31 protein-coding genes are annotated in these 22,451 nt (G+C 36.8%); 12 read left to right on the forward strand and 19 right to left on the reverse strand.

Annotation, left to right across the window (positions count from 1 at the left end):
• The first annotated feature begins 54 nt into the window (after positions 1 to 54).
• The 10 genes from comGA to V7161_RS09725 all read left to right on the forward strand — a co-directional run bounded on the left by comGA (position 55) and on the right by V7161_RS09725 (position 5,548).
• Complete coding sequence (gene comGA, locus V7161_RS09680; protein WP_335444567.1) at positions 55 to 1,137, forward strand: competence type IV pilus ATPase ComGA; 1,083 nt, start codon at positions 55 to 57, stop codon at positions 1,135 to 1,137.
• Positions 1,124 to 2,155 carry a competence type IV pilus assembly protein ComGB gene (gene comGB / locus V7161_RS09685; protein WP_335444569.1) on the forward strand — a complete coding sequence of 344 codons (1,032 nt, stop codon included), beginning with the start codon at positions 1,124 to 1,126 and terminating at the stop codon, positions 2,153 to 2,155. The genes comGA and comGB overlap by 14 nt, the downstream gene beginning before the upstream one ends.
• Before the next feature lie 18 nt (positions 2,156 to 2,173).
• On the forward strand, positions 2,174 to 2,491 hold the full coding sequence (gene comGC, locus V7161_RS09690) for a competence type IV pilus major pilin ComGC (protein ID WP_335444571.1): 318 nt from the start codon (positions 2,174 to 2,176) through the stop codon (positions 2,489 to 2,491).
• On the forward strand, positions 2,488 to 2,928 hold the full coding sequence (gene comGD / locus V7161_RS09695; protein WP_335444574.1) for a competence type IV pilus minor pilin ComGD: 441 nt from the start codon (positions 2,488 to 2,490) through the stop codon (positions 2,926 to 2,928). The genes comGC and comGD overlap by 4 nt, the downstream gene beginning before the upstream one ends.
• The gene (comGE, locus tag V7161_RS09700) at positions 2,912 to 3,244 is read left to right on the forward strand and encodes a competence type IV pilus minor pilin ComGE (protein WP_335444576.1); all 333 of its coding nucleotides are present in this window, start codon (positions 2,912 to 2,914) and stop codon (positions 3,242 to 3,244) included. The genes comGD and comGE overlap by 17 nt, the downstream gene beginning before the upstream one ends.
• Complete coding sequence (comGF, locus tag V7161_RS09705) at positions 3,195 to 3,668, forward strand: competence type IV pilus minor pilin ComGF (protein WP_335444678.1); 474 nt, start codon at positions 3,195 to 3,197, stop codon at positions 3,666 to 3,668. Before comGE ends, comGF begins: the two co-directional genes overlap by 50 nt.
• On the forward strand, positions 3,665 to 4,051 hold the full coding sequence (gene comGG / locus V7161_RS09710; RefSeq protein ID WP_335444578.1) for a competence type IV pilus minor pilin ComGG: 387 nt from the start codon (positions 3,665 to 3,667) through the stop codon (positions 4,049 to 4,051). Before comGF ends, comGG begins: the two co-directional genes overlap by 4 nt.
• A gap of 60 nt (positions 4,052 to 4,111) precedes the next feature.
• Positions 4,112 to 4,297, forward strand: coding sequence for a YqzE family protein (locus tag V7161_RS09715; RefSeq protein ID WP_223591394.1), 186 nt, complete (start codon positions 4,112 to 4,114; stop codon positions 4,295 to 4,297).
• 227 nt (positions 4,298 to 4,524) lie between these two features.
• The gene (locus V7161_RS09720; RefSeq protein WP_335444581.1) at positions 4,525 to 5,223 is read left to right on the forward strand and encodes a helix-turn-helix transcriptional regulator; all 699 of its coding nucleotides are present in this window, start codon (positions 4,525 to 4,527) and stop codon (positions 5,221 to 5,223) included.
• Between the two features lie 82 nt (positions 5,224 to 5,305).
• Positions 5,306 to 5,548 carry a DUF2626 domain-containing protein gene (locus V7161_RS09725; protein WP_289985032.1) on the forward strand — a complete coding sequence of 81 codons (243 nt, stop codon included), beginning with the start codon at positions 5,306 to 5,308 and terminating at the stop codon, positions 5,546 to 5,548.
• 40 nt (positions 5,549 to 5,588) lie between these two features.
• Here the strand turns inward: V7161_RS09725 and V7161_RS09730 are convergent, their stop codons facing one another.
• Entirely contained in the window at positions 5,589 to 6,680 is a 1,092-nt protein-coding gene (locus V7161_RS09730) for a class I SAM-dependent methyltransferase (RefSeq protein ID WP_335444586.1), read from the reverse strand.
• A gap of 238 nt (positions 6,681 to 6,918) precedes the next feature.
• Positions 6,919 to 7,554, reverse strand: a complete 636-nt coding sequence (locus V7161_RS09735; protein ID WP_335444588.1) for an MBL fold metallo-hydrolase — start codon at positions 7,552 to 7,554, stop codon at positions 6,919 to 6,921.
• 93 nt (positions 7,555 to 7,647) lie between these two features.
• On the opposite strand from V7161_RS09735, the gene V7161_RS09740 reads away from it, so the two are divergent.
• Both V7161_RS09740 and V7161_RS09745 read left to right on the forward strand, forming a co-directional pair.
• Positions 7,648 to 8,124 carry a hypothetical protein gene (locus tag V7161_RS09740; RefSeq protein ID WP_335444592.1) on the forward strand — a complete coding sequence of 159 codons (477 nt, stop codon included), beginning with the start codon at positions 7,648 to 7,650 and terminating at the stop codon, positions 8,122 to 8,124.
• 106 nt (positions 8,125 to 8,230) lie between these two features.
• Positions 8,231 to 8,407: a DUF2759 domain-containing protein gene (locus V7161_RS09745; protein WP_223591389.1), complete on the forward strand. Its 177-nt coding sequence runs from the start codon at positions 8,231 to 8,233 to the stop codon at positions 8,405 to 8,407.
• A gap of 34 nt (positions 8,408 to 8,441) precedes the next feature.
• Here the strand turns inward: V7161_RS09745 and V7161_RS09750 are convergent, their stop codons facing one another.
• From V7161_RS09750 to pstC, 17 genes are all read right to left on the reverse strand, one after another.
• Entirely contained in the window at positions 8,442 to 9,584 is a 1,143-nt protein-coding gene (locus V7161_RS09750) for a hypothetical protein (protein WP_335444595.1), read from the reverse strand.
• A gap of 96 nt (positions 9,585 to 9,680) precedes the next feature.
• Positions 9,681 to 10,868: a M14 family metallopeptidase gene (locus tag V7161_RS09755; protein WP_335444598.1), complete on the reverse strand. Its 1,188-nt coding sequence runs from the start codon at positions 10,866 to 10,868 to the stop codon at positions 9,681 to 9,683.
• 100 nt (positions 10,869 to 10,968) lie between these two features.
• Complete coding sequence (locus V7161_RS09760; protein WP_335444601.1) at positions 10,969 to 11,943, reverse strand: ROK family glucokinase; 975 nt, start codon at positions 11,941 to 11,943, stop codon at positions 10,969 to 10,971.
• Positions 11,944 to 11,958: 15 nt separating this feature from the next.
• On the reverse strand, positions 11,959 to 12,165 hold the full coding sequence (locus V7161_RS09765) for a YqgQ family protein (protein ID WP_289988005.1): 207 nt from the start codon (positions 12,163 to 12,165) through the stop codon (positions 11,959 to 11,961).
• 118 nt (positions 12,166 to 12,283) lie between these two features.
• Complete coding sequence (locus V7161_RS09770) at positions 12,284 to 13,831, reverse strand: rhomboid family intramembrane serine protease (protein ID WP_335444604.1); 1,548 nt, start codon at positions 13,829 to 13,831, stop codon at positions 12,284 to 12,286.
• A gap of 89 nt (positions 13,832 to 13,920) precedes the next feature.
• Positions 13,921 to 14,115: a hypothetical protein gene (locus V7161_RS09775; RefSeq protein WP_335444606.1), complete on the reverse strand. Its 195-nt coding sequence runs from the start codon at positions 14,113 to 14,115 to the stop codon at positions 13,921 to 13,923.
• Between the two features lie 60 nt (positions 14,116 to 14,175).
• On the reverse strand, positions 14,176 to 15,129 hold the full coding sequence (locus tag V7161_RS09780) for an L-lactate dehydrogenase (protein WP_335444610.1): 954 nt from the start codon (positions 15,127 to 15,129) through the stop codon (positions 14,176 to 14,178).
• A 134-nt stretch (positions 15,130 to 15,263) separates the two neighbouring features.
• Positions 15,264 to 16,034 (reverse strand): DUF92 domain-containing protein, encoded by a 771-nt coding sequence (locus V7161_RS09785; RefSeq protein WP_335444612.1) that lies wholly within the window; start codon positions 16,032 to 16,034, stop codon positions 15,264 to 15,266.
• Between the two features lie 11 nt (positions 16,035 to 16,045).
• Positions 16,046 to 16,612, reverse strand: a complete 567-nt coding sequence (locus tag V7161_RS09790; RefSeq protein WP_335444614.1) for a 5-formyltetrahydrofolate cyclo-ligase — start codon at positions 16,610 to 16,612, stop codon at positions 16,046 to 16,048.
• Between the two features lie 54 nt (positions 16,613 to 16,666).
• Positions 16,667 to 16,816: a 50S ribosomal protein L33 gene (gene rpmG, locus V7161_RS09795; RefSeq protein ID WP_015594975.1), complete on the reverse strand. Its 150-nt coding sequence runs from the start codon at positions 16,814 to 16,816 to the stop codon at positions 16,667 to 16,669.
• A gap of 54 nt (positions 16,817 to 16,870) precedes the next feature.
• Positions 16,871 to 17,503: a hypothetical protein gene (locus V7161_RS09800; RefSeq protein ID WP_335444618.1), complete on the reverse strand. Its 633-nt coding sequence runs from the start codon at positions 17,501 to 17,503 to the stop codon at positions 16,871 to 16,873.
• Between the two features lie 75 nt (positions 17,504 to 17,578).
• Complete coding sequence (locus tag V7161_RS09805) at positions 17,579 to 18,154, reverse strand: DUF4912 domain-containing protein (RefSeq protein ID WP_335444621.1); 576 nt, start codon at positions 18,152 to 18,154, stop codon at positions 17,579 to 17,581.
• Positions 18,155 to 18,316: 162 nt separating this feature from the next.
• Entirely contained in the window at positions 18,317 to 18,976 is a 660-nt protein-coding gene (phoU, locus tag V7161_RS09810; RefSeq protein ID WP_335444624.1) for a phosphate signaling complex protein PhoU, read from the reverse strand.
• Between the two features lie 12 nt (positions 18,977 to 18,988).
• The gene (gene pstB, locus V7161_RS09815) at positions 18,989 to 19,762 is read right to left on the reverse strand and encodes a phosphate ABC transporter ATP-binding protein PstB (RefSeq protein WP_335444627.1); all 774 of its coding nucleotides are present in this window, start codon (positions 19,760 to 19,762) and stop codon (positions 18,989 to 18,991) included.
• A gap of 12 nt (positions 19,763 to 19,774) precedes the next feature.
• The gene (gene pstB, locus V7161_RS09820) at positions 19,775 to 20,596 is read right to left on the reverse strand and encodes a phosphate ABC transporter ATP-binding protein PstB (RefSeq protein ID WP_335444629.1); all 822 of its coding nucleotides are present in this window, start codon (positions 20,594 to 20,596) and stop codon (positions 19,775 to 19,777) included.
• 16 nt (positions 20,597 to 20,612) lie between these two features.
• Positions 20,613 to 21,500 carry a phosphate ABC transporter permease PstA gene (pstA, locus tag V7161_RS09825; RefSeq protein WP_335444632.1) on the reverse strand — a complete coding sequence of 296 codons (888 nt, stop codon included), beginning with the start codon at positions 21,498 to 21,500 and terminating at the stop codon, positions 20,613 to 20,615.
• Complete coding sequence (gene pstC, locus V7161_RS09830) at positions 21,500 to 22,420, reverse strand: phosphate ABC transporter permease subunit PstC (protein ID WP_420491603.1); 921 nt, start codon at positions 22,418 to 22,420, stop codon at positions 21,500 to 21,502. The genes pstA and pstC overlap by 1 nt, the downstream gene beginning before the upstream one ends.
• Between the last annotated feature and the right edge of the window lie 31 nt (positions 22,421 to 22,451).

Raw genomic sequence — 22,451 nt, forward strand, 5'->3', positions numbered from 1 at the left:
GGAGGAAAAGAGAGAAACATGTCGAAATTTATGTAAAGACAATATAAAAAGGTGGTGTTACCGATTGTTAGCTCAATTGAAATTTTAGCAAACAGGATCATCACAGATGCAGCCCGAAACCAGGCAACAGATATACATATCATTCCACGGAAGAAAGACACTCTTGTCCAGATTCGTTTAACTAACAAGCTCATTCCCCGATTATCACTTCCAAAAGAAGAATGCGACAGATTAATCTCACACTTTAAATTTACAGCCAATATGGATATCGGAGAAAGAAGACGCCCGCAAAGCGGAGCCATTTTTTGCGAGGTCGATGGACAATTAATGGGCCTTAGGCTTTCCACTCTTCCATCTAACAACAGAGAAAGTCTTGTGATCCGGCTATTACCTCAGCAGGAACAAATTCCTTTTCATCAACTCTCACTCTTCCCTTCTATGACTAGAAAACTGCTGGCACTTCTCAAACATGCTCATGGATTAATTATTTTTACAGGTCCAACTGGCAGCGGCAAAACTACCACACTTTACTCCCTTTTGAATGAAACTGCCCACCTATTTCATCGTAATGTCATCACCCTTGAAGACCCAATAGAAAAAAACTACGAATCCGTTCTGCAGGTACAGGTCAATGAAAAAGCCGGCGTCACTTATGCAGCCGGTTTAAAGGCCATTCTTCGTCATGACCCTGATATTATCATGGTTGGGGAAATCAGGGATGCCGAAACAGCTAAAATTGCCGTAAGAGCAGCTCTCACTGGGCATTTGGTTCTCAGCACGATGCATACAAGGGATGCCAGAGGTGCGGTTTACCGCCTCAGAGAATTCGGTGTCAATTGGTTAGAGGTGGAACAGACATTAATTGCCGTTACAGGACAAAGATTGGTAGAGCTAACCTGCCCCTATTGTGAGGGAGATTGTTCACCATTATGTTATTCAGATGGAAGATGGAAAAGAGCCAGCGTGTTTGAACTGCTATCAGGAAGAAATTTAAGCAATACCATGAAAGCGGCAAAAGGTGAGAACATTGAAACACATTATCGGACAATTAAAGATGTGATTAAAAAGGGCATTGCCCTTGGTTATATACAAGAATCTGAATATGACCGGCTGGTATACGATCATGAAAAAACGTAAATGGTCAGTTAACGAGCAAGCCGCCTTTTTAAAAAGAATTGGTGAACTATTAGCCAGGGGGTATCCAATTGCAGCTGCAATTGAGTCGATATCATTACATTTACCTAAATCTAGAAAGGAGGAATTATATGATTGTTTAGTAGAGTTAAAAAGAGGTTTGCCTTTTCATGATGCACTGGACAAACTAGGATTTCACAAAGACTTAATTGGTTATGTTTATTTTGCTGAACAGCATGGGAGCTTCGCGGAAGCCCTTCTCGAGGGAAGCAGCCTTGCACAATTGAAAAATAAGGATTTACATAAGCTGATAAAACTTCTTCAATATCCTTTTGTTTTAATCCTGATCACTGGGTTCCTCTTTGTGTTTATAGAAAATACCCTGCTCCCGAGATTTACGACCCTATTTGCATCGCTTGGCCTTGAAGCAAATTTCTTTACAAGGGTCATTTACGCCTTTGATCATTATTTTCCTGTCTATATTGAGACAATGCTTGTCCTGTTATTCTTAACAGCAATCTACTACTTCTTCATCTTCCGAAAATACTCTATCCTAAGGCAACGGGAACTTCTTGTTCGGATACCTATTGCTGGCAGAATCCTCAAATTGCTGTTTACCCACTACTTTTCCATACAATTAAGTTTCCTTTTATCCGGCGGAATTTCAGTTTCAGAAGCTCTTGTTCTTTTTGAGCAAAATGAAAAACAGCCCTTTTATAGTGAACTGGGTAAAACAATTAAATCAAAGCTTGTTACCGGAGAAAAATTAGAGACGATTATTGCAACTTTTTCGTTTTTTGAAAAAGAATTTCCAATGATTATGAAGCATGGCCAAGAAAATGGAAAATTAGAGCAGGAATTGCTTTTTTTCAGCAAGCATTGCGTGTCAATCATGGAGGAATTAATTGAAAAAAGCTTAAAAACTATTCAACCAATTCTTTACTTATTTATTGGCCTTCTTATTGTGTCGATGTATCTATCTATTTTATTACCAATGTTTCATCTAATGGATGGAATCTAAAAAATGGAGGTTTTTAAAATGAACTTTAAAAAAATAAAAAACGAAAAGGGATTTACCTTAATTGAAATGATGATTGTTATGCTCGTGATATCAGTAATATTAATGATTACGATTCCGAATGTCACAAAACATAATTCGAATATCAATAACAAAGGCTGTGATGCATATGTAAAAATGGTTCAAGCCCAGGTTCAGGCTTACGAAATGGAACATAACGAGGTTCCTACCCTGGCTGAACTGGAAACAGCAGGATATTTAAAAGAAAATCAAGGTTGTCCTAACGGCAAGAATGTTGTCATCGATGCTGCAGGAAATGTTTCCGTTGCCTCATCATGATAAATAACCAAAAAGGATTTACATTAGTTGAGTCCTTGGTCGTTCTCTCCATCTTTATAATTCTTTCCCTAGTTACAGCCATTTCTTTAAAACCACAGCATGCTGTATTAGAAGATGCAGCGTTTCTTACCCAATTGAAGGCAGACTTATATTATGCTCAGAACTATGCAATTTCACATCAACATGAAGTATCGGTAGTTTTTATCCCCAGTGAGTATAAGTATTATATGTTTTTGCGGACCGAGGTACCGCCCATAGTTGAGAGAACATATTCAACCAACATTAATCTCACGGTAGGAACTCTCCCCTTTTATTTCAAATTCCTGCAGGACGGAAATGTAAATAAATTTGGTTCCTTTGTGATCCACACTCAGAAAAATGATTACCTCTTGACCGTTTTGATTGGAAAGGGACGGTTTTATGTTACGAAAAAATAATGGATTTTTTTTACTGGAACTATTATTATCACTTTCAGCCCTTTTAATGATTTGTCTGTTTTTAATCCCACTATTAATTGATATAAGAGCTCAAGCTAGAACACTGGAAATTGAAAAAAAGGCCCGTCAAATCATGTTTGAGGAACTACAAGCAAAATTAAACAATAACCCCGTTTTCTTAAATTACTCAGTTAATCACAATAGCATTGAGTACAAAATTAATTGGACTGAAAACAGCCAGTATAAGGAGGTGTGCGTTAGAGTTGATGACAGTTCAATCCATAAACAAACCCAAATTTGCAGCCAACTTGAATGATAAAGCTTTTACGCTTATCGAAGTGCTCATTGCCCTTTCCATTTTTTCTGTCCTAGCTTTTTTTATGATGCCTATTTTTCAAATTTTGTTTAACAGCAAAGATTCGCAAGCAGAATTACAATCTATGGAGTGGGAAGTTTTTTGCAATCAGATAAAAAAAGAAATCCGATTGTCCACAAAGGCCCAAGTTATTTCTGGCCGATTAATCCTGACAAAGGACGCAGAAACGATTCAATATGAGAAATATGGATCCAATCTGCGCAGGCGGGTCGATTCCACCGGACATGAAATTCTTCTGCAAAATGTATCTCAGTATTCCTTTTCCATTCAAAACAATTCGGTAAAAGTAACGGTTAAGGATCTTTCAGGGAAAGATTATTCAGTGATTGCTTACTCCATAGTGAATTGGAATGCAGCCCCATGAAAAATAGTCAAAGTGGATTTACTTATCCTTTAACACTTTGCCTGCTTATCCTTTTTCTTATGTTTCTCTCAATCCATATTGAACAAATACTATCCGAAAGAAAAATGGGTCATGAAACGGCCACAATTCTGCAGGAAGAGTATTATTTTCTCTCATCAGTGAAAAAAATTGAGAATCTATTCCAATCAGCTGGAGCAATTCCTTTAAAAGGAACGCTCGTTTATCAAAAGGGCAATTTGGGATATCAGGCGGAAACTCCTATAGTGTATGTTCAGAAGGTCAATTTTACGCTTAACCTATACTCTGGAGAAATGGTATATGGGATAGGATATTTTGATACGAGAACAAAAAAGTTAATAAAATGGGTCGAAAAAATGAATTAATTTGTTTGAATTAATAATTTTTGGACATACTTATATGTGTATAAAAAGGCAGGTGTGTCCATGAAAACGAATGATTATGTAAAATATATGACACAAACGATTGTTAAATATGCAGACCAGCCAAAAGAGGAAAGGAAACGTATACGTCAAGAACGTAAAGACGGAAGAGCTTCCTTTTGGTATCGTTGGTTTGGAATTCTCCCTTATATCCTATACACCGAAGTTAAGAAAAGAAGGAAAATATAAGAAGTGGTCCTTCATGACCGCTTCTCTTTTTTTACATTCCAATAATAACACATTGACATTATACTATCCCCTTCAATTCCAATCCAAATATAAATATTGTTACAATATAAAGTCTATAAATGTGAACATTTTCTAAACATATAGTGTATACCTTGTTAACCTCATTCCCTCTTTATTATTGCTGTATTATAATGGAATAAATTATGGGGGTCCGAGGTGAACTAGAGATGGAACAAACTTTAAAAATTACAAACGTTTTGTCAGATCCAACGCGGTACTACATTTATCAATACATTACGAAACGCCATCAAGAAGTAACTGTTCAAGAAGTGGCAGATAATTTTAATATTCATCCAAATGTGGCAAGACTGCATTTATCAAAGCTTGAAGATGTGAATATGTTGGCATCCGAAACAAAAAAAACGGGTAAAGGCGGCAGACCTAGCAGATTATATCGCTTATCTGATGATGTTATTCAGCTGCATTTTCCATACCGTGACTATATGCTCCTTTCGAAGGTTGCGATTCAAACCATGATTTCCCTTGGGGAGGTTGGCAGAGAGGCCCTTTTCTTAACTGGAAAACGGTTTGGTGCAGAAATTATTGAGCAGGAAATGACAAAAAGTTCACTTGGTGAAGAATTAGAATTCGAGCAAAAGCTAAATATATTAAAGAGTGCAGCAACACTCGCAGGTTTCTATCCGGAATTTGAAGCAAATGGCGAAAAAACCAAAATATACTTCCAAATTTTTAATTGTCCTTTTAAAGAAGTGGCTGAAGAACATACGGAAACAGTTTGCAGTATGCACCATGAATTTTTAAAAGGAATGTTTGGAGCTCTTTTTGAATCGGTAGAGTTGATTGAAAAAGAAAATATGATTTCCGGTTGTGAAACCTGTTCTTATCAAGCACTTGTCACAAACTAATTCGAAACCATTATTTACATTGCACCTCCTTTTCTTTATAATATTGTAATGATGGTATCGTAGGGTAAAAGGAGGGATACATATGGATCGCATGTTCAGAGTTTGTGGTTTCTGGACGGGCATTTTCACCGTTATGTTATATCTTGGTGATTTGGATAAGACAGCTATGCTTTTCTTAGCCCAAACAGGATTCTTTGTTCTGTTAAGTTATCTTAAACTTTCCGAGCGTATGTATTTGTATGTTTTCGGAGCATATTTAACTATTTTCTTCGCTGGCTTTACATATTGGACAACGTTCATGATGCCACTTGGTGGCGGAGAATAAGAAAAAATAAAAACGCCGTTAAAACCGGCGTTTTTATTTTTTATACGGAGAATAGATCACTTTCACTTAATTGAAGAGCTTTTTGTTGAATAATAATATGAAAGTAAGAACTCATTCCTGATGGCATGATCAAACTTCGTATAGCCCTATTCCTTTTGCTAACCTCTGAAAAAGGATTGGGGTCATAATGGTCCTCTAGTTCCTTAAGAATACCCGTTTTAAGTAAAAATTCATCCTGCCGAAGTTTTGTTAAGAATCGTAAACTTACTTGTTCCCCTTTTTGGATAAGATAATCAAAATGGATATGCGTGGTAATATCCATTTCACCTGGATTTTCTAGGACATTATTTATCATCCGATGTTGTTGATATCCTCTCAAGCTTCCCTCTGCCCTTCTGGGATTCCTCCACTCTTCATTTGTATATCCATAATCAGCCGTTACTACGAATCCTTTGGTAAGTACATTCGATATATTCTGCAACATTTTTTCCATTGCTAAAGGAATCTCTATCCGTTGACTATCACGCAAAGTTAGATCGCTTTCCCGTAAAAAGCGGAGAATATCTTCATTTTCTAGAGGTATCTTTTTCTCTACAAAACCTTCACTTTGATAACCGACCATCACCTCGGATAACTGCCCATGATTTTTTTCAATGACATGAACCGGAAGTGCATCAAAGAGTTCATTGGAAAAAATCACCCCTTCAAAGGCGTGCAGTTCCATCAAATTCTCAATTTGGATCACGGAAGGATAATTTTTTAGTAATTCCTTTTGCAGGTTTCGGTGAAAGTTACTTGTTTCCACAATAATGTATTGTAATGGAGTATTGATTGTTTCATACCATTCCTGCAGGAAAGATTGAGCAAATCTGCCATTCCCTGCCCCAATTTCGCAAAATACAGGTTCAAGATTCGCTATTTTACATATTCGTGAAAACCATTTGGCGATTAGCCTGCCATATACGTCTGAGATATTACTCGTAGTAATAAAGTCGCCAAGACGTCCAATTTTTTGTTTATCTTTCATATAATATCCGAATTGCGGATGATAAAGGGCTGCACCAATAAAGTCAGCATAGGATATAAGACGACTTGGTGAATTAGAAATTAGCTGTTGTAAATATGTATCCATCATTGCTCCTTCGAATTAACACTATTGACATAGTGAAAACTTTATTATATTGTAAAATTAGTAGCTTAACAATATCCCCTCCCATTATTATGAATAGAACATCCCCCAGAAAGACCCTTCTCTTTATGAGAAGGGTCTTTCTATTTAGATTAATCTTGGCTGTTGATTTGCGCTCCAGGCGCTTCGCTCCACTCAACAGAGTGCCAAAATCAACGATAACTACTAACACATACACAAGTTAGAAGCCATTCAAAAACGGATTACCATCCATTTCATCAACAATCGTTGTTGCAGACCCATGTCCTGATAATACATAGGTTTCCTCTGGCAATGTTAAGAGCTTGTCATGAATACTTTTTAACAGCTGGTCCTGATTTCCGCCTGGAAGATCTGTTCGGCCAATACTGCCTTGAAACAGAGCATCGCCTGAGATGACAAACCCGTCTTTTTCAAAATAATAAGAAACACTTCCAGGTGAATGACCTGGTGTATGTAATACAGTAAACTCAAAATCATCGATTTTCATTACGCCTTCATTTTTTATAAGATGGTCGGCGGGATTTACCCTAATTTCTTCAATTAACCTAAAGAAGGCGGATCCATTTAGCGCTGGGTCCCCGAGCCATTTTTCTTCCTGTTTGTGAATATAGACGGGAATATTATAAAAATCTCTTACTTCACTTACTGCGCCAATATGGTCAAAGTGCGCATGGGTAAGCAGGATTGCAGCGGGCTTTAAGCCTCTCTTTGTTAATAAATTGATCAGTTTTTTTCCTTCACCGCCCGGGTCGAAAATTAAACAAGCACGATCCGGATTTTCAACAATATAACAATTGGTCTGTATACTTCCTAAGGGTATTTGCTGCCATTTCATTTTCATTGTCCTCCAAATTGGAATTGAGATACAATTATTTTACACTATTAATTAAGAAGGCGGAAGAATTGCCTATAAAAGGGGGATACTAAAATGAAACAAGCTTTTGCAGTCGAAGCTAATTCTGAAATTGCCGATTTCCCAGAAATTCATGATTTGTTATTTCAAGAGACCAACATTAATTGGAATGTTAGAAACTTTTTTATTTACCTTATAGATGAGGAGGCGAACCTCGCACAAGAATTATTAGAGGCTGCTGATCTTTTTGAACATATTCACCCGTTATTGGTTGTGGCAAATGGTAAAAAGAGCACAACTTTCGAGGATTATGCGATTGAATTAGACGTTGACCATTGCGGTCTATTTGCGTCTGATATCCTTCCCTTTTGTATTACCAAGGGAAATCAAAATGACATTCAAATGGCGATGTATCAATTTGAGGAGCATTTAGTGTTTGAAACAAGGGAAAATGGGTCAGCTCTTTTCTTTATTGATAAAGACAATATTGAACTGATTCAGAAAATTGCCAGGGCATATAATATTGTTGTCACTTTTGCCCTCGACAAATGAAAGAAAAAAATATAAAATAGGAATCGAATGTATATAATATTGTTACATAATTTTCTTTCAAACTTAGGCTTCATGCCTGCTTATTACTTATAAAGGGGGATTTCTCATGGGTTTGGTTATCATTTTTGCTCTCGTTACCTTGCTCGCTGTATTTGGAGGATTAAGGTCACTAAAGGATAAAAATATGCTAGGTGCATTTTGGGGTGTAGCATCCTTTCTTGTTTTTGGCTGGTTTACAGTTATGACCATCGTTGAACACGGTTTCCCTACTGGAACACATTAAAAAAAAGACTGTCAGCCGACAGTCTTTTTTTATGTCATTCTTTTATCAGCTTATATTTTTTCTTTGCTTTTAAATCGATAATATTTTCAAAACTGTTTCCAAATAACAAGGCATAGCCGGATGGTGAAATCGTTATGGGCGCGTTTTCTAAACCTTCCATAATAACTTTATTGCTCCCCTTTTTAACATCATATAATACTAATTGAAAACCACTCGTATAAGAATCAATTTCACCACTACTCAGCGGTTGAAGAGTGATAAATTGTCCCTTATTCTCATTGTAATCATAAAAAGGGACTAACCAATCCGAGAAATTCGTTAATTGCGGGATAGAGAATGAAAATATTTCTTTTTTGCTTTGATCATAGAAGAAATAGACAGCCTTAGATTGATCCTGCTTACTCACCGTGACAGTCATAATTAAATGGCGAAATGTTGAAAAATGAATGGCTGATGAAAATATTGGTTTCTTACTTTCATCATCCAGGTTCATCCCGATAAGTGGAGCAAATAAAGCAGGATTATTTTCATCCCAATTTAGGAAAGCTATTTCCTCTTCATTCATCCATTTAATAAATGGCTGAGGTATGGAAAGCTCCTTTGTTTTTGAATTTTCGATGTCTAGTAATGAAACAGAGAAAGTCCAATCTTCTGCAAATTTGGTAACGAGTATTTTTGACTCGTTATATGGATTCCACTCAAACTCTAACTCATGAGAGGGAAATGATTTATTTAGTTTTTGTGAACCCTTAGCATCGATTATTGTAACTAAGCCCTCATACGAAGATGGAGAGGAATGAATTAAAATATAATTTTTTGATGGGCTAATTTCAACAGTAACGATTGGATACTTACTTTTATAAATTAAAGCACTTTTGCCGGTTAATAATTGATATCGGTAGACATTGGAAGTCTGCTCGACGTTTGTTATATAGAGGACTTCGGTATCTGAGATCCACCCTGCAAATTTGTAAAATTCACCTTCTGGTGGTGAAACAGGCAGCTTCCATTCTGTTCTTTGTTCTGTAGTAGGAGTTTTGCTCTTATCTGGTTTAGCTGAAGTCTTTGATTTCTGCGGGTCTTTATTCACGCAGGCACTTAAAAGGAGGGTCATAACAATCAATAGTATGGACAAAGTATGATTTTGATAGGACACTTTTCTCTTTAACAGAATCATCTTCCCCCTCCTTGTATCCCTCTTTTGCTTTTTTCCATAATGATAATTAATTTTAATGAGAATATACGGACAATACAAGTAATGAGCTTACTAAATTTATAAATAAAGGGCTGCTAAAAATATTGCTTCTGCCCGTTTCAATATTTTTGGAAATTGCGATAGCGGCAGGGGGTTTATTCCTTTTCCTAACTCCAACGTAAAACCTGGCTGTTTAAACTCCTGAATAAACCAGTCCTTATATCCTGCATGGCTATTTACATAGCGAATCGCCTCATATCCGCTGACTTTTTCAAATTCTTTAGCAATCGTCTCTGATTCAGCAGGTTCAAAGCCTTCATAACCCCAATAAAACTCCTCCCCTTGGGTATGGAACGCTAATACACGATTAAATGGGTTATTTTTTGCCAAATCAGCCATGGCAATAGCTTCTGGTTCCGTTAACGGCAAATCGCCTGGATAGTCCCTTGGCGCTGGTGATTTGGGCCGCTTGTTTTGTTTATAAATATCCCAGTTAGCCGGAAATTGATTATTTAAATCAATGCCTCGGATATTGGCTTTCCAATGAATAAAATCATCCGTACCCTCATTAATGCTGATGACTTCATCTCTTAAACTAATAGGAGGCCCGTTTAAAACCAAATCCACTCCATCGGGATTAACCATTGGAACGATAGACAATTCTACATTTTGATATAGTTCAAGAGTATTCCTCCCTCCCATTAAGCTTCCATTTGTTAAAGAAAGCAAATACTGATTTACCAGATTCATCAGCACCAAAGTTGTAATCCATTCATTCGCATGGAAAGAGGCATTCATATGTACTTTTTTAGCACCCTTTCCAATCCGAATTTCATGAATCGAATTTCCAAGTACACTGTTTCCAATTACAGTAACTTTTATAAAGGGGTATACCTTTTGAAAATGATTAATTATTTTAACTAAACTCTTATAATCGCAGCCTGCTTTTGCTGATATATTGGGTTTAGTAATCCTTTCAGGCAAGTACATCGTTTCACCCAATATTAACTTTTTAGAATCCAGGTTTTGATTTAATAAAAGAATGGCATCAACGTCTATATTTTTAGAATGGGCAATTTTCCAAAAGGTATCATCTTTTTTAATGGTATATGGTACAGAAATAAATCCAGGCAAAAGTATTTTTTCTGAGACTTTTAAATGAATTGGATCGACATCCGGGTTGGAATCGATAATGAGTTCAAGCGGTACCATATACAAATTACTCAAATATGACAAGGTATCTCCGGAGCGTACAATTATCTCCATAATATCTCCCTCCATTTTATATGTAACATATGAAAGAGATTTGGAAAAATGATTTCAAAAGAAAAAACCTGCAATAAATGCAGGCTTTTTTCTAATTCTCTTACAGGTTTAAGTTATTTTTAATGAGATATGCCGCTCCAAGTACTCCAGCATCATTTCCCAACGTAGCAACCGCTAGCTTAGTAGAATCCTTTACTGATGAGAATGCATATTTTTCAAAGTTTTCTCTGACAGACTTCAATAAAATATCACCAGCTTTTGATACACCGCCGCCCAGAACGATTTTTTCAGGATTAAGTGTGTTTGCTATATTGGCCAAAACATATCCTAAATGGAATGAAACATCATCTAATACCTTTTTAGCCAATAAATCACCATTTCGTGCAGAATCAAAAACATCTTTTGCGGTAATATTTCCATTTGCTGCATGCTTTTCAGCTAATTCTCCATTTGATCCGTCTTTTAAAAGTGCTTCATTAGCCAAACGAACAATGCCAGTTGCTGAGGCAACTGTTTCCAAACAGCCTGACTTCCCACAATTGCACGGAGCCCCGCCAAAAGGAATGGCGGTGATATGGCCAATTTCTCCCGCAGCACCGTTAACCCCTTGAACAATATTTCCGTTTGCAATGACCCCACCGCCAACACCAGTTCCCAGGGTGACACAAACCAGGTCCTTCGCTCCATTACCTGCCCCCTGCCACATTTCTCCTAATGCGGCACAGTTGGCATCATTTTCAATTACTGCTGGCAAGGAGGTTGCTGCCTCTAAGCTTTCTTTAAGCGGGTAGTTATCCTTCCACCCAAGGTTGACAACATTTAAGATAATTCCTGCTTCATAGTCTACTGGTCCAGGTGCTCCCATTCCGATTCCAATTAATTGTTCTCGGTTGGCACCAAGTTCAGTTAGTTTTTTATTGATTGATTTTGCAATATTAGAAGTGATGTTTTGACCTTCATTCGAATTATCTGTTGGAATTTCCCATTTATGTACGATAACTCCATTCATTGATATAAAAGCAATTTTGGTCGTTGTTCCTCCCAAATCAACACCTGCGAACCACTGATCTGACATTAATCTCACCTATCTTTATAATTGACTTTTTTCTTTTAGAAATTGTATTTCTTGTCTTAAAATTAAAAGGGCTGTTTGATATTCCCTTTGCTCAATTAATTGGGCTTGAAACAACTCCGTTAATTCCGCTTCCATTAGTTCTAGGTCTGCGACTCGATCTCCGATATAAATGATCGTTCCAAATTTCTTTAAAAATTGTTGAATTTCATAAACCGTTTTCATTTAGAATCCCCTTAATTTATTAAATGGAGGAAAAAATATTATAGAAAAAGTATACCGTATGCCACATTTCTCCTCAAGGAAATATATTTTGAAAAAAGGTTAATTAAAATTTAAAGGCTCACTGTCCTCCATTAGCTTTGATAAATTGGACTAGTTTTGCAAAATCCTGGTTATCTGGTTCTAATTTTAGTGCCTTTTCTGCATTTGTTCTGGCTTCCTTGATATCATTTTCATTTAAGTTTACCAATGCCAGATAATAATAGGCTGCAGCTGTATTTGGTTCTAGTTTTACCACCGTTTGCAAATGATTTTTTGCATCTGGATACAACTTTTCCTTATATTCAACAAAGGATAAGATTAAATATAATTTTTCAGAAGGATTGACCCCCGTCTCTTCGAAATTCTTTAATGTATCATATGCCTGATCATATTTTTCCTGATGAATATACTCCTGTGCCATCGAAATAGCAGATTTTTCACCAATCAACTTTGATGAATTACTAAATCCATAATATAACGAACCCCATAAAATAATAGCAGAAATAATGAAAATGAATATTTGCAATCCAATCTTCCGTTTTTTAGGGAGATGTACAATCCCTGCAGCCAGGAATCCCCCGAACAGGCCTCCTAGATGACCGGCATTATCAATTCCTGATGAAGAAAACCCAAAAATGAGATTGATTGCCAGGACAAAAATTATATTAAACCCCATGGTCCGGAAGAATAATTTAGGGTAGATTACCCCGAAATAAAGCAAGGCACCAAAACAGCCAAAAATAGCACCACTTGCCCCTGCTGATAAATTATAACTGGATATAAAACTGGCAATAACACCAGTAACTCCTGCAAACAAATAAATGAATAAAAAACGAACATTACCAAATATCCGTTCCACCGTAGTTCCAAGAAAATACAACGCAAGAGAATTCATGGCCAAATGAACAAATCCAATATGAAGAAATACCGGAGTAATAAACCTCCACCATTCACCTTCGTATATTAGCTGGTTCATTTTGGCTCCATATTTAATTAGAGTTGCAGTATTTGTACTTCCACCATGAAGTTGAAGCCAGAGAAAAACCGCAATTTGCATAATAAGTAAAATATAAGTAATAAACGGTTTCCCATTCATGAAAAGTGCCTTTTCTGAATTTACCTTTTGAACAGCAAGCCCCAAAGTCGTTTTCTTAAGAGCGTCAACATCCATTTCTGTTATTTCATCTTTAATGGGAAATTGAACGTCTGTTTGCATCAGAGCGGAAATTTGCTGGAACCCTGATTCATATTCATCCATTGCCAATAATATCGAACGAACGGTTGTTTTATTGGATTCTGAATTCACATATGGAGTTGATAGACGATATTGATACTCATCAACAGGCGGGTATTGACTGACATAAATGTTAATGACACGTAATTCATGGCGGCCAATTTGCCTTCGAACTCTTTCCCCATTTATCGCGGTAAACTCTATATCTCTTTGCATCGCATTACTCCAATCTAAATCATGGAGGAGCATTCTAATAATGGGAGCAGGTTTATTTTCTAATTTCTCAAGCCATAGCTCTTTTTGATTCTCGAATAATTGAATAATTCTATAGCCATGATCTGCTATTAACTCATAGGCAAGCTTCCAGAATATGTAACCTTCTTTATTATTCATTTCTCACCAACTTTCTATTAACCTCTATTTCTTCATTATAAACGAAATGTACACGGTCCAATAATATAAAAAAAAACCATCTGTGGTTTTCACCATTCAGATGGTCCTCCAAACACCGATTGCATCATTTTTCGTTTCACACCAGGTAAACTCATTATAGAACCAACCGCAATTCTCCGCATCCAGCCAGAGCCTAACAAGACATTAATTAAACGATAACGGAAACGGAATACAAAATAACCAATTGACCCTATCATTAAAATAGATGTTAACATTCGAGACATTATCATCCCTCCTGCTACTATTCTGTGAAGATGATAACTTTTTTATCCAATAATAAACCATTAAATATTTTTAAAAACAGGCTCCATTGTATTCTTTAAAACATTTACAGAATGTGTAAATTTCTGTTTTTCATCTTCATTTAAATCCAGCTCGACAATCTGTCTAATTCCGTTACGGTTTACCACAGCCGGTACTCCGATGTATATATCCTTTTCACCGTACTCACCATCTAAATAGGCGGAAACAGTTAGAACTGAATTTTCATTTTGTAATACTGCCTTCGTCAATCTTACTAAGCCCATGGCAATACCATAATAGGTAGCCCCTTTTCGTTCAATAATATGATAGGCTGCATCCCGGACATTTAAAAAGATTTGGTCAAGTTCTTCTTGTTTGAATCCCTCTTTATTCTTTGTCCATTCAGAGATCGAAGTACCTGCAATATCGGCGTGACTCCAAACTGGCAGCTCTGTATCACCGTGCTCGCCGATAATATATGCGTGGACATTTCTTGTATCAACGTCAAAATAATCTCCAAGTAAAAAGCGAAAACGTGCTGTATCTAAGATTGTACCTGATCCAATAACCCGTTCTTTTGGAAGCCCTGAAAACTTCCAGACAGCATAAGTTAAAATATCTACTGGATTGGTTGCTACTAGAAAAATACCATCAAAGCCGGATGACATAATCTCTTCGACAATCCCCTTAAAAATTCTTGTATTTTTCTCAACTAGGTCAAGCCGGGTTTCCCCTGGCTTTTGATTAGCACCTGCAGTGATAACTACAAGATCTGCCTTCCCGCAATCCTCATAGCTGCCGTACCAGATTTTTGTTCGAGAAGGTGCAAAGGGTAAGCCATGATTTAAATCCATTGCATCTCCTTCAGCCTTATTTTTATTTAAGTCGATTAAAACAAGCTCTTCAGTAATGCCTTGATTTAATAAAGCAAATGCGTAACTTGAGCCAACAAACCCAGTCCCAATAAGAGCCACTCTATTAACACGATTTAACATAAAAATTCCTCCTTACAAATCTGGTTTGGTTATTTTATTTGTCTACACTTAGATTGTATATCATTTCACAATCTTTTTTTACTGTAAAAATTAAATGAAACCGTTATCTCTTTGACAATTTTGTTAACCAAATATCATGAAAGATGGATGAGCGAAATCGCTAAAATTGCAGCTATTAAACCGGACAGAAAATTAACCATATCATTATCCACGAATGGAACACCTTTTATGCGCCTAGTAGGCTTACCACAGTGAACCTTTTTTTCAGTATGAATTCCACAGTTAACACATCTATATTCTTGTTGATAATAGGCACCAACTATAGTATCGATGACATTCCCTAAAAATCCAAACAAAAAAATAATCAAACTTTCGTAAACAGGCAAATGAAATAAAAGCATTGTAAGGATAGTGATCAAAAGGGCCCCGCTAATTGCTGCTGCACTTCCTAATAAACTAATTGCCCCAGAGGTCCCCTTTTCAATTCGCTTAAAGGTTCGTATGTATATCGGATTATTTCGGCTTAAACTTCCGATCTCAGAAGCCCACGTATCCGAATTAGCACTTGCAAGAGAGACGCTAAAACCCATTAACCAAAGGCTTTCATTTTGAAAATAATAAATGATACTAAAAAGGGCGGCAGCCCCTCCATTTGCAGCAACCTGACGCCAATCCCTTGTCGCACCTTTTGCTAATTTTTCTTCAATGGAAGCTTTAGCCGCACTTTTATATTTTGACCAAAGGCTTGAAGTGGCAAAGAATGCCCCTAACAGGAACAGCCCCTTTACCCCAAAACCAAAATAAACAGCAAGTCCAGTTAAAATAGCCGCAATCGCACCTGACTTGGTTAAGGAGTTAAGTAAATATCCCGATGTGCCGGTAATAAGGATCACCCCCTGTATCAATAATGGCGTCATTACGTTATATGAATGACCTCTTCCACAGTAACAATTTTTGAAACAGGAATATCATGCTCCTCGACATGAAATTGTGAAATCATTTGCTCATTAAAGGCAAGTGATAAGGTTTTACCATTAAACTTTGTTAATAAGCGATCGTAGTAACCGCCGCCAAAGCCCAAGCGGAAACCTTCTTTTGTGAAAGCTAAGCCAGGAACAATTAAAAGGTCAATATCGGCAGGATTCACCTCGGTTGTTAATTCCACAATGGGTTCGTATAAGCCATAAAAAACGGATTCTAACTGTGAAAATTGCGTTAATGTTCGAAATGATAGCCTTTTTTCCTTCGGATAGCACTTGGGAATTACAACAGTTTTTCCTTCTTCCCAAGCTTTTCGAATAATTTGATATGTATCGACCTCTGGCCGTTTTGAAACGGTAATTCCAATCACGTTTGCTCGCTTCCAATCGTTCTCATTATATACCCTGGTGGCAATTTTATAAGAATAATCCTCGTAAAGGGGTTTTGAAAGCTTTGAAAGAGTTTCTTTCATTTGATTACGAAGGGAGTTCTTATTATTCATCAATAGTGACCTCCATTTTTAGACAACAAAAAAAGCAGCAGGAAGCCCTACTGCTTATTTTGTTTCACGGTGTGCTGTTGTGCGCTTTTCTCTTGGGCAATATTTCTTAAGCTCAAGACGATCTGGGTTGTTACGTTTATTTTTTGTTGAAATATAGTTACGGTCTCCACACTCAGTGCAAGCTAACGTAATATTAACACGCATGTTATTTCCCTCCAAACGATTAAGCTAGTTCGTTCATACGACTTTTCTATAATATCACTTTTCAAAAGGAAATGCTAGTGTGTTTTTTAAAAGTCCTTGCTCCATTGAAATCAATTCATTTTTGCTCGATCCTGCAATTGTCCAAGTATTCATTTTTCTCGTCTCATGCTGAACCAATGACATTCTAATGGCGTAAATACTAGCAGCAGGGCCCCCAGTCATCGGCTGATATTTTAAGCTTCCTTTAAGCAATGAACTCCAAATTTTGTCCGTATAGGCTGACCATTGTGGAATGGTAGTATATTCTTTCATACCAAATTCGTCAAATTTTCCATTAACCAGAAAAATACCTTTATCTGCAACATGAAAAATTCTACTATCTGTCGGTGACACGAATGTTAAATTGTCTTGTTTAATATTCGCATAATGGTGCATAACTAAAACTTTGATCTCTTTCCTATGATTACTGTGATTACTTACAAAAACACTGGAAAAGCGAATTTTTGAATGAATAGGTTCATTTTTTACTCTTATAATCAATTCTTCATCAAAAATTACCTTTTCTGTACAATTATGAAGCCAATAATATTTTCCATTAACCCAAATACCGGGTATAAACTGAAGCGAATCAATGGCAGCCTGAGGTTCAAGAGACGGTTTATTTTTTTGTGAATCTGTTAAGTTCATATCGCATACACCTTTTACAAATTATTTGATGGTACAATTTCATCGTTTTCATTAATAAATTTTCAGCTTTGAACGTTAAAACATGGACTTCGTGACATTGTTCTCCTCTATGTTTTTTTCATTCAAATAATAACTATAGGTGCTTACATAATCCAGCCATTTCGGAGGATTTTCTTCATATCGGTGAAACTGTAATATGTCGTAATTAAGTCCACTTTCGCCTGATATTTCAAAAATGGGAGTTTGCAAGCAGTTTGACCTGAAAATTGGGAAAAAGCCCTTATCCGGCATTTGAATACCTAATTCAGCAACATAGCGGCGATTGGCAGCCAATCCTTTTACAAACCAATGACCCATTTGGTAGGGAACTGTAATTTCAAAAAAGTGGTTAGCATTTCTTCCATTGAAAATTAAATCAGTAACATCATAAATTCTAATATCTGCAACATGTTCCTCAAGTTTGTAATTAGTAAATAATTCAATTACTCTTTTGGCTACATTTGAAACATCCCAGAAGAGAAATAGTTTTCGAGGTGTGACAAGCTTTGCTTTTAATTCACCTGTTTGAGGAATATAAGTCTGTGGCATAGAGTTATTTGAGGAGTTTTCATCCTTTGTGGGTCCATTATTTTTGATTAATTCATTAAACATGTTTTCCTCCATTCTGCAAACTTACATTTTATGCGAAAAAAAACAAATTATTCAATAATTGTTAATTTAATCGTATCACCTCATAGACAAGGAGACAATAAACGCAAATTGTCGCATTTTGCTTGTGCTTCGACAAAAAAGGTGAAGCAATTATGCTTCACCTTAGGCATTCAAATCAATACGTTGACCAGTTACAAGATAAATAACGTTCTCTGCGATATTTGTAGAGTGATCTGCAATTCTTTCTAAAAATCTACAAACAAACGCTAATTGGATAATTTGGTTCGTGGAGTTAGGATTTTGTGGAATGTACCCCAAGAGCTCTTGGATTAATCTTCCAAACATTTTATCCACTTCATCGTCTTTTTCTGCACATTTCTTAGCAATCGTAATATCTTCCGAATAATAAGCAGTTATCGACTCAGCAACCATATCTAAAGCCCTTTCCATCATATTCGGAATATCAACAAGTTCTTTAATATGCTTTTCTTCCCCAATATGAACTGCTGATTTGGCAATATTTACAGCCATATCAGCCATTCTCTCTACTTCAGACGAAACTTTCAATGCAACATTAATTTTCCTTAGGTCCGATGCAACAGGAGATTCTCTTGCAATTAGTAACAAAGCTTTATCATTTATTTCATGTTCCAACTCATTGATTTCACTATCACGCTTAATAACAAGTTTAGCCTTTTCGATATCCTGATTAATTAGAGAAATCATTGCTTCTTTAATTGCATACTCAGATTTACTAGCCATTTTTAAGAGCATTGCTTTCAGCTCTTTTAAATTTTGATCAAAGTTTGCTCTCGTACTCATATCGTCACCTCATCATCCGAATCTTCCAGTAATATAGCCTTCTGTGCGTGAATCTTTAGGATTTGAAAAAATTGTTGAAGTAGAATCTAATTCTATTAATTCACCCATTAAAAAGAATGCAGTCTTATCTGAAACTCTGGAAGCTTGCTGCATGTTATGGGTCACAATTACAATCGTATATTTCTCTTTTAATTCTAAAATCAATTCCTCGATTTTCAATGTAGAAATTGGGTCCAAGGCGGAGGTCGGTTCATCCATTAACAGTACATCTGGTTTTGTCGCAAGTGCTCGTGCAATACATAATCTTTGCTGCTGACCTCCAGATAGCCCTAGCGCCGGAGCATGAAGACGGTCCTTTACTTCATCCCAAAGGGCCACATCCATTAAAGATTTCGTTACGATTTCATCCAAATCTTTCTTTCGTTTGATTCCATGAATCCTTGGGCCATAGGCGATATTATCATATATAGATTGTGGAAAAGGGTTGCCCTTTTGGAAAACCATTCCAACGTGTTTTCTTAAGTCAACAAGATCGATTTTTTCATTTAAGACATTCTGACCATTGAAATTAATTTCGCCCGTCATTTTTACATTTGGTACCATATTAATCATCAGGTTCAATGTTTTAATAAACGTAGACTTACCGCAGCCTGAAGGTCCGATAATAGCCGTTACCTCTTTTTTATTAATTGGAAAGTTAATATTTTTTAGAGCATGATGTTCTCCGTACCATAAATTAAGGTCTTGAATATGAAATACCTCTCTTGTTAATGTTGCGATTGACATCCTGTCTCCTCCTTATCCAAACCTTCCAGAGATATATTCTTCTGTCTTTTTAACAGATGGGTTTGTAAAGATTTTTTCAGTAGCATCGTATTCAATTAAATCTCCACTTAAGAAGAAAGCAGTTTTATCGGAAATCCGGGAAGCCTGCTGCATATTGTGTGTAACGATGATGATAGAATAGTCCTTCTTTAAATCCACAATTAAATCCTCAACCTTAGCATTTGAAATCGGATCAAGCGCGGATGATGGTTCATCCAGAAGCATGACAGTCGGTTTCATCGCAATTGTTCGAGCAATGCAGAGACGCTGCTGCTGTCCACCCGAAAGTGAAAGTGCCGACTTATGAAGCCTGTCCTTGACTTCATCCCATAATGCTGCTTTTTGAAGACTCTCTTCGACAATTACATCAAGCTCACTTTTCTTTTTTATCCCGGCAAACTTAAGGGCATGAGTAATATTCTCATAGATTGATTTTGGGAAAGGGTTCGGCTTTTGAAACACCATGCCTATTTCCTTCCTTAAGGCCACAACATTTATATCCTCAGATAAAATATTCAGATCTTCATATATAATTTCGCCTTCAGCCCTTGCTCCTGGAATAAGATCATTCATTCTATTGATACTTCTCAAAAAGGTAGACTTCCCGCAGCCTGAAGGACCAATGAGTGCTGTTACCGCATTTTTTTCAATTTCCAACGTTATTCCGTTTACCGCGCGTTTTTCACCATAGAAAATCTCTAAATGATTTATTTGTAAAATTTGTTCTTTTTGTTGTTGACTGTTGTTAGCTAAAATACGATTTGTTATTGGTTCATCTTTAAACGCTGTAACCATCTTTTCTCCCCGCCCTTTATTTAGTTGCTGTGATTTTCTTATGAATCATGCTTCCAATCCATCGGGCCAATAGGTTAAAAATTAATACTGATAGAACTAAAACTGCTGCGGCACCATTGGATACCTCTTCAACATCGGGAATTAATCCTTGGGTATTTACAGACCAAATGTGAACGGCAAGGGTCTCTGCCGGTCTAAAAATATTCAATGGCGAAGTTTCCGAAAATGGATTCCAATTTGCATAATCAAGTCTTGGAGTAGAAAGACCTGCTGTAAACAATAGTGCGGCCGCTTCACCAAACACACGGCCGGAAGCTAGGATTGCACCTGTTAATATCGATGGAAAAGCACTAGGTAATATAACCGTTTTAATCGTATGCCAATGGGTAATTCCAAGTGCCAGGCTTGCCTCTTTTAAATCACGAGGAACTGATCTTATTGCATCCTCACTGACACGTACAATGACCGGCAGATTGAATACAGTAAGCGCTAAGGCACCTCCCAAAATGGTATAACCCCAGCCCGTTAAATTAACAAACATTAATAATCCAAACATCCCGATTACAATCGATGGAAGAGATGCTAATACTTCAATACATGAACGAATGATATCTGTTACCTTCCCTGGCTTAGCATACTCAGCCATATAAATTCCGCCGCCAATTCCCAGCGGAACAGCAATTAACATCGTAATGAGTAAAATATAAAACGAATTGAATAATTGGTCTCGAATTCCTCCGCCTGCCCGAACATTACTTGAAGGCGATGTTAAGAAATCTAACGAAACATGTTTAAGTCCATTAACTAAAATATAATAAAATAAGCCAACTAATATAGAAATGATAATAATAGCAATTGCTATAAATACACCTGTAGCGATACGATCGGCTGTTTTACTGTTCATTACATTTTCCTCCTTGAGGATAGATAGCGAATGAGGAGAATAAACGCGAACGACATGATTAATAAAATTAACCCCATTGACCAAAGTGTGTTATTTTCGACACTTCCGTAAGTGGTATGACCCATGTTTAAAGTTATGATCGTCGTTAATGTTGCTGATGCATCAAGGATATTTGATGGTAAATCTCTAACGTTACCGATGACCATTTGTACGGCTAATGCTTCTCCAAATGCCCTTGCCATACCAAGGACGATGGCAGTAAGCAGATTGGGCATCGCTGCAGGGATTAACACTTTTCGAATTGTTTGCCAACGTGTTGCACCAAGAGCATAAGACCCTTCACGTAGGTTCTTTGGCAGTGAGCTCATGGCATCTGTCGCGATGGTTGTTACTGTCGGTAAAATCATAATTGCTAAAACTATGGTTCCAGCAAGTAAACTAAATCCGAGTCCCCCCACATGCTCACGAATAAAAGGAACCAATACTGTAAGTCCGATGAATCCATAAACAACAGACGGGATGCCGACTAATAGTTCAATCACTGGCTGTAAGATTTTTTTGCCCCACGATGGAGCAATTTCTGTCATAAAGATCGCGCCGCCAATTCCTAACGGGGCAGCTACAAGTGCAGCTGCAAACGTTACAGCAAAGGAACCAAGGATAAACGGTAATGCCCCATATTGCGGGCTGACTTGATTAGTGGGATTCCAGTGCTTACTGGTTATGAACTCAATAAGACTTACACCATTATGGATAAAGGATTGTAAACCTTTTGAACCGAGGAAAATAGTAATTGAGATTGTAGCTGATATCATGATCACAGCACATAAAATAACAAGAATCTTCCCGCGTAATTCGCCATCCATCCATTTCTTTTCGGATTTCAACAATCTTTCTTTTGCAGGAATAAGCTTTTCCATAATACTAAACACCCCTAAAATACGTCATAAT

Origin of the sequence: Neobacillus drentensis (genome assembly GCF_036965425.1) — a bacterium.
GTDB lineage: Bacteria > Bacillota > Bacilli > Bacillales > Cytobacillaceae > Neobacillus > Neobacillus drentensis_F.